Source organism: Halomonas sp. ABH4_019, assembly GCF_056159885.1.
The window spans coordinates 1-7,049 of sequence record NZ_JBSWWC010000006.1; the positions used below are offsets into that span (position 1 = coordinate 1).

The window sequence follows — 7,049 nt, forward strand, 5'->3', positions numbered from 1 at the left end:
GAAGCCCTTCAAGATCTGAACGGAGCCCCTGGCATCGGCAGCCCGGTTGCCGGGCTACAGGCGCTGCAGGCGGCCTACTGCGCAGAAGCCGACCGCTGGCAGCGAAACCCTCAGCAGGCCCTGGTTGCCTACCTGGAGGAAGCCGGTATCGATGTGAACGTGATCGTCGATCCCGATCCCAACGCCAACACCGATCTCGAGCACGCCACGGTGAAGCGCCAGCAGAAGGATCGCCGGGTCACGGAATTTGCACAGGCAGAGCGTATCGACGACCTGCAGCTCGCCCGCCTCAAACGTCAAACGCGCAAGACGCGGCAGCAGGCCATGCAGGAACGGCGAGCCGTGGCAGAGAGGGCGCTGCACCTGGATAACAGCGACTTCACGCCAGGCGGCCATATCCGTGAGCCACTGGCAAAAGCGATTATGCAGCGGCAGTTGGAGCGGCGATCGAACCTGGCTGCCTATGCCTGGATGGACGGCTACACCACCAGCCTGATGGATGAAGAAAACGGACAGCGGCAGCACCGCCTTCGCCAGCTGGTGGTCGATGAGACATTTCACGCCGTAGGGGTAGATCCCACACGGCCGGAGATGGAAGGCCAAGAAGCGATCACCCGCGCCAACCTGGTCGCCCTTGTCGAGCAGCTGGACGCCATCCTGCCAGCGAGAGGTCGGCTACCGTTCTTGAGGGCTGCCGGGTTGCCTGATCTGCCTGGGCGCCGCGCCAGCAAGCGCCAGCTCGACACCTGGGCACGAGAGTGGCTGACCCGCATGGGGCTTGAACGCTGCGGACGGACAAAAGTGGTCCTCGAGGGGGAGCGGGTCAACGCCAGCATATGGCGGCTCGACCCCATGGCAGCTCACTATGGCCAGCGGATTGCCGCATACCGAGCGGAGAGCACTCACGGTGAGGGGGTAATTGCGCTGAAAGCCGCACGGCACGGGGGCATGCAGTGTCTCCGACCGACCCCCACCCTCTATAGCCATGGGGGGGCAGGTATCCCCCGGAAACAGAGAGCTTGACCCCGATGTGGCGATGTCACGGGTAGTGAAAAATCAGATTTTTTTCGCGAGGGACCTAAAGACCCCTATATGCCCTACGTGTATGGAAAAAACAGGGGTAGGGGTAACGATCAGTCCTCGCGTTCTTTGTCCCTCTTCCGAGCTGCTATGGCCATGACAATGCCGGCGGCCAGTACCAGGAGAAATAGTAACCAGGTAGCGTCCACGTCGTGCCCTCCTGTTATACACCGGTCATGGCAGTATGAGTCGTCTATCATCGGTTGGGCAAAAGAAAGCCCCACCTGAAGTCAGGCGGGGCTACAGCGGTAACGGGTACATAGATGACCTCACCGGCCGTTGAGCTCTCGGATACTGTGCTCTGCGAGGAACTGGCGAAGCGCCTTGTTCATCCGGGTCTGCCAGCCAGGGCCGGTCGCTCGAAACGCTTCTACGATGTCCTGGTCATACCGGACCTTGACCGGCACCTTTTTTGCCGACTCTGGCAGCGGCGGTCGACCACGGCCGCGTTTGACCAGCTTGTCGTCCTCGTAGATGTACGCATCCTTCGCCCACGTTGCATCGATCTCCGGTGCATCGTCCGGGTCAGTCCAGGTATCTGCTGATTTCCCGTCTTTCGCGATCATTGGCGTACCTCATCGATATGATCCGGCGCTTTTCGTCGCGCCATGTCCACACCAGCATCACGTACCGATCGTCGAGCTTGCCGGCTGTGATGATTCGCTCTTCGCCGTAGTCCTGTCGGTCATCGACTCGTGACAGTGTACGGCCAGCGAATACCCGTGGTGCGTCTTTAAAGTCCAAGCCCCTGTTTTCCAGGGTGATGTCGCGTTTTTTTACGTCATATTCAATCTCACAGTTGAGGGTCATAGGATTCTCCTTGTTATGGATAATAATTGTACCCCCAAAAAATGATCGTGTCAATAGGGTATATTCCAATCGACACGGGCAGAGCATGCTTATATTCCGTATCGGTATTTTCCAAAATAGACCCATAGCGCCACACTGTGGCGATAATAGCCCAAACCGATACAGAGGCCTCACATGTTCATCCGCGCCTATCTCCGTGCATCGACTGACGACCAGGATGCAACTCGCGCCCGTGACCAGCTCGACGCCTTCGCCAGAGAGCACGGCCAGCCCGTTGCATCCTGGTACACCGAGAATGCCAGTGGGGCACAAGCCGACCGGGACGAACTCCGCCGTTTGCTGAGCGATGCTCAGCCAGGTGACGTTCTGCTGGTGGAAGCGATCGATCGGCTATCACGACTGCCTGCCGATGACTGGCGCCGTCTACGAGCCGAGATCGAGGCCAAGGGGCTTCGCGTAGTGGCCGTAGATCTGCCGACCAGCCACCAGGGCTTGAAGGACACGAGCGGCGACGACTTCACTGCCCGGATGCTGGACGCGATCAATTCGATGATGCTCGACATGATGGCAGCGATCGCTCGCAAGGATTATGAGGACCGCCGCCGGCGCCAGGCTCAGGGGATCGAAAAGGCTCGGGCGAAGGGAGTGTATAGAGGGCGGCCTGTGGACCCTCAGCTTCACCGGCGAGTGCGCGAACTATTGGATGCCGGCCTCAGCATCCGAAAAGTGGCCGAGCATGCTCACTGCAGCACGAGCACCGTGCAGCGTGTGAAGGCAGGGAAATGAATCGGTATGGCACGTAAACCGTGCGTCTTGAGTTTGGAGGTGAAACCGTGACAGAAGGATTGATCGGGGTAGAGCTCACCCCTGATGGCTTGCAGAGCCAGCCGGTAAAGCTGACACACAGCTGGGAGGAACAGAGCTACAGAGTGGCTGGGAAAGACCACTACCGGGGAGATATGGCCCTGACGGTGTACCTCGATGGCTGGCCGTCAGAAACCTATATCTCGATCGAACGGCCAGCCGATGACTGGGTCATCGTCGACTGTGGGGAGGAACGAGGCCCTTACGACCTCACCACGTGTTCCCGCGTGCTCGACAAGTGGATCTACGGGCTAGCCAACCAGAAGTTGGAAGAGCTGCGGAGGGAGTCGGCTACAAGCTGATCCTCGACTCGAGGGCAGCAAGCTGCCCCCTCGCTTGGATCCCTGGGTTATGCTGACGCCTCGATGCAACAGCGCAACGCAACAGGATGCGGCACCTTGCAACAGACCATCTCTCAAGCGGCCAAGCTATACGGGAAGGCCCGGTCCACCATTCACCGGGCTATAGCGTCAGGCCGTCTGTCATGCGGCGTGAGAGGCGATGGGGTACGGGTTGTCGATCTCTCTGAACTCATTCGTATGTGGGGGGAGCCGCCGAATCGGCCAGTAGATTCGCAACAGGACGCAACTGATTCGGATAGCTCCACGCAACAGGCGATGCTGCAGGAGTTGCAGGCGATGCGTCGCGAGTTAGAGAGGCTGCGAGAGGAGGTCGCCGAACTGCGCCGGTTGCCCGCTCCCGGCGCCAGCACCAGCAACGAGCCGCCTGCAGAAGGACAGAAGGGGGATCCACACGGGTTGCGCTCCCTGGTTGCGGCGTTGAGGGAAGATGACGTGTGATATAACCAAACTAAATAACATGTGGTGCTTCTATGAAACATTATTATAGATGCACAACTGCCCTGTCCCTCCTGGAGTTATGCAGACAAGGGGGCTTTGAGAGGAGTTAAAGGCTGGAAACGCGCCTAAGTTCCTGATAGAACGGAGAGGCACAGTACGAAGCCGCCCTCGCACAGGGCGAGGGCGGCTTCGAAAAAACGGGGGTAGCCACGATCTTGGCGGAGAGGGGCTACTCCCAACACACAAGCCGCGCTGATTGGATGAGCGGGCTGTAGGCCAGGCATAGGCGACAAGTCGCTTATGTCTGTAACGGCAGTATATCCACTGCCCTGCAGCGGTTCCACCCCCTCCGTGGGGATCAGTGCGGCCTGAAGGAGTAGGCCGCGACATGACAAACCACGCCCTTGCCGTCGATACCTCCGTCAGGGGGGATACGCACCAAGCGAGATACTGGAACGGGACAAAACACAGTAAAAACCTCACAGCCGTCCTTAGGTTCCATGGACACCTGCAGAGAGTGTGGGGCGATCCCGCCAACCGCGAGTATTGGCCGCATCCTGAGCGCCAGCAGCCCGTCAGCACTTGGACAGACTTAGCCTCCGCAACAGGGCACGCAACAGAGTTGTTGCACCCGGACGACGACGAGGGCGAACTCGTCAATGTCTACCAGCTGGCCAACCTGCTGCTTACCTCCAGGTATACCGTTACCCATCTGATTGACCAATACGGGCTTCCCGCCTATGACGGCGACAGCGATTTGCACCGTGGTCGTCCCTGCAAGCTGCTGCACCTGGGGCAGACCTTGCGGATTCTCGCTTCCCCTACTGATGCCCCCTACAACCTGACTCGTATGCGTGCCGCATGGGGCATCTTGGCCATCACATGTGAGCTCTGGACCCCCCAATCCGGCTATCTACTATCGCCTGAGGATCGCGACGCGCGACAGGCGTATCTGGGTGAACAGAAACCGCCTCGAGACGGGTTATCCGGACGGGCCTTACAGGAGACGCTGGCCTATACCCGTCGCCTGGTCCTTAACGTGGCGTACCGTCGCTTCAGGGGGCAGGCAACCTTGTTTGATGGGATTCTGAACCTGGGACCGTTCGTGACGTCGGACATGCTTCACCAGCTGTGGGAAGAGCAAGAATGGGGGGGCAAGGCATGAGCTATCGCCTGACCCTGTTCACTAGCAAGAAGACGCTCGCCAAACGCCTCCAAAGGAATCCCGATGGCAGCCACACCTGGCACGCCAGTGCCAACTTGAGCAGCGGTCGGGGGGAAGTACGGAGCTTGCCAGGAGGTTTAGAAGATCTACCCGCCCTGGTCGACGGCATGACTTCTCGACAAGCCTTCGCCCTGGGGGTCATCGCCGATGGCCGCACCACCGCCCGAATTGCCCGAAAAGACGACCTGGAAGCTGGTACCGCACCAGCTGGTGCCATCGGTCGCACCACCGAGCACTTCACCCTGCCGGATAGGGGCTTCCTGTTCTTCGATGTCGACGACGGAACCGAACCCGAGGGCGTGATTGCGCACCTCGAAGAGTTCGACGAGTCCTTGAAGGGCGTCCGTTGGCTGGCCATCGCGTCATCGCGCTATCACGTCACCGATCGCGACGGGCGCACCATCACCAGGAAAGGCGGCTGGCACCTCTACGCCGAGGCGGAAGGCCTGCAGCACCTGGGCGACTATGCCCGCGCCTACGAGGTCTGGGCGAGGGTAAATGGTCACGCCGAACAGGTTCCCGACGCCACGGGCCGGCTGATGTGGCGTTACCCGATCGATACCGCTGTCATGAAGGGGGCAGCCAATCGCCTGATCTTCGAGAGTGTGGCGCTGCCGAAGGGCTACCGCGCCGATAAGCCACTACGCTGGTTCAACCCGCAGGGCGGTCCGGCGACCATTCGCCCCCCAGAGAGGACCACCCTGCTGACCTGCCGCCAGCGCCAGCACTCGGTCACCCCCGAACGAACCGCGTTCAATGAAGCAACGGATATGCCGACACTGCTCGAGCGATTGGGTTACCGGGATGCCGGCAGCGGACTGTGGTTCACGCCCGGCCAGACTAGCAGCGAACCCTCCGCCCAGTTGTACCCCGACGGCAGGATCTATCACCGAGGGAAGGAGCTGAGTGGGCAGAACCTGGATGCCCTGGGTCTAGTGGCCCAGTGGGAATACAACGGCGACTGGAAGGCCGCGGCCGCGGCCATTCGGGCCAGCGCCGGCGCCAGTAGTGATGACGTGCAGCAGTCGCTCCGTAAGTGGGGCGCCGACAGCATGACATGGCCAGCACAGCGTGCGATGGCCGCCTATGCCCGGACTGACGACGTTGAGTGGCTAGGCCAGGCTGCTCTGTACGACGGCGTTGGACAGCGTTGCAGCGTCGAGCAATGGGCCCACCAGCACCGCCAGGCACCTTTTATCGTTGCATCCGCTTTGTACGACGTGCGGCACAGCCGCTGGAGTGGGCAGCACTGGGCCGCCGGGCCCAAGCGCCAGCAGTGCGCCAGCATCGACGACGCGGCCACCCAACTGCTCGAGGAGACATCCAGCGCCTACCTTCAGGCACCACTGGGTGCCGGCAAAACTGAACGCGCTCTGGCCCCCCTGGTCGCTCACCATGGCAACGTATTGGTCATCAACCACCTTCGGGCGCTCTCCAGCGATCTGGCCACTCGCCTCGACGCACAGCACTACCAGCAAAGCACGCCTCTACAGCCGGGGCGGCTGGTCACCACCGTACATAGCCTGGCCAGCGATCGGGTCACCCGTTGGCTCGACGATGCCGACCCGACCCTGGTCGTGATCGACGAAGCGGCGGGTGTGGCCGACGTCCTGGGCCAGCCGGGCGGCAATATGAGCGAAGCCCAACAGCTGCAGGCGCTTCGGACCCTCCTCGAGCTGAAGCGCCGAGGCGTGCGATTCGTATTAGCCGACGGCGATTGCCCCCAGCCGGCTCGAGTCTTCGCCGAGTTGCTCGGCGTCGATCGCTACTACCGGGCGCCGGGCGAGCATGAGCAGCCTCGAGTTGAGATCCACCAGGGCGTAACTGTGGAGACGATCGACGAGCGACACCGAACCCGGCGTACGGTGACATACCCGCTGGCTGACGCTATCAGGCAAGCATCGAGTCTCGCCCTGTTCTGCGATACACGCACCGACGTGGACACCTGGGCCGAGCGTCTTAACTGCCTGGGCATTCACGGCGAGAACAGTGGGAACGACGCACAAAGCCAGTTCCTGGACGCCCCCGACCAACAGGCCGCCTCGCTGGATCGCATCGCTTACAACAGCGTGCTGGGGGCGGGCGTATCTATCACCAGCGTTGAGCGCGACGTTTTCGGCGTTTACACGGGCCATCTGTCGCCCCGTGCTACCTGGCAAGCGTTGCGTCGCTGGCGACGAGCAGCGGGCGGCCTGATACGCATACAGGCGACTCCCGGCGCCTGTCGACCGAAGCGGCAGCAAGCCGTTACCGACGCCATCGAGTGGTTA

General features: G+C 61.3%; 7 protein-coding genes. 5 read left to right on the forward strand and 2 right to left on the reverse strand.

Annotated elements, in window-relative coordinates; all coding sequences use genetic code 11:
• Positions 1-1,023: hypothetical protein (locus ACXAFN_RS18285; RefSeq protein WP_474991155.1), on the forward strand; the 1,023-nt coding region annotated here is incomplete at its 5' end.
• Positions 1,024-1,349: 326 nt separating this feature from the next.
• Here ACXAFN_RS18285 and ACXAFN_RS18290 read toward each other — a convergent pair.
• Together ACXAFN_RS18290 and ACXAFN_RS18295 are read right to left on the reverse strand one after the other, a co-directional pair.
• Positions 1,350-1,646, reverse strand: coding sequence for a BrnA antitoxin family protein (locus tag ACXAFN_RS18290; protein ID WP_474991157.1), 297 nt, complete (start codon positions 1,644-1,646; stop codon positions 1,350-1,352).
• A complete protein-coding gene (locus tag ACXAFN_RS18295) occupies positions 1,606-1,890 on the reverse strand; it encodes a BrnT family toxin (protein WP_474991159.1) in 285 nt (94 codons plus the stop codon). Before ACXAFN_RS18295 ends, ACXAFN_RS18290 begins: the two co-directional genes overlap by 41 nt.
• Before the next feature lie 174 nt (positions 1,891-2,064).
• Between ACXAFN_RS18295 and ACXAFN_RS18300 the strand changes: the two genes are divergently transcribed.
• From ACXAFN_RS18300 to ACXAFN_RS18315, 4 genes are all read left to right on the forward strand, one after another.
• Positions 2,065-2,676, forward strand: a complete 612-nt coding sequence (locus tag ACXAFN_RS18300) for a recombinase family protein (RefSeq protein WP_474991161.1) — start codon at positions 2,065-2,067, stop codon at positions 2,674-2,676.
• A gap of 47 nt (positions 2,677-2,723) precedes the next feature.
• The gene (locus tag ACXAFN_RS18305) at positions 2,724-3,056 is read left to right on the forward strand and encodes a hypothetical protein (protein ID WP_474991163.1); all 333 of its coding nucleotides are present in this window, start codon (positions 2,724-2,726) and stop codon (positions 3,054-3,056) included.
• A gap of 886 nt (positions 3,057-3,942) precedes the next feature.
• Positions 3,943-4,719, forward strand: a complete 777-nt coding sequence (locus tag ACXAFN_RS18310) for a hypothetical protein (protein WP_474991165.1) — start codon at positions 3,943-3,945, stop codon at positions 4,717-4,719.
• A partial coding sequence (locus tag ACXAFN_RS18315; RefSeq protein WP_474991167.1) for a DEAD/DEAH box helicase family protein occupies positions 4,716-7,049 on the forward strand: 2,334 nt, incomplete at its 3' end. The genes ACXAFN_RS18310 and ACXAFN_RS18315, both read left to right, overlap by 4 nt.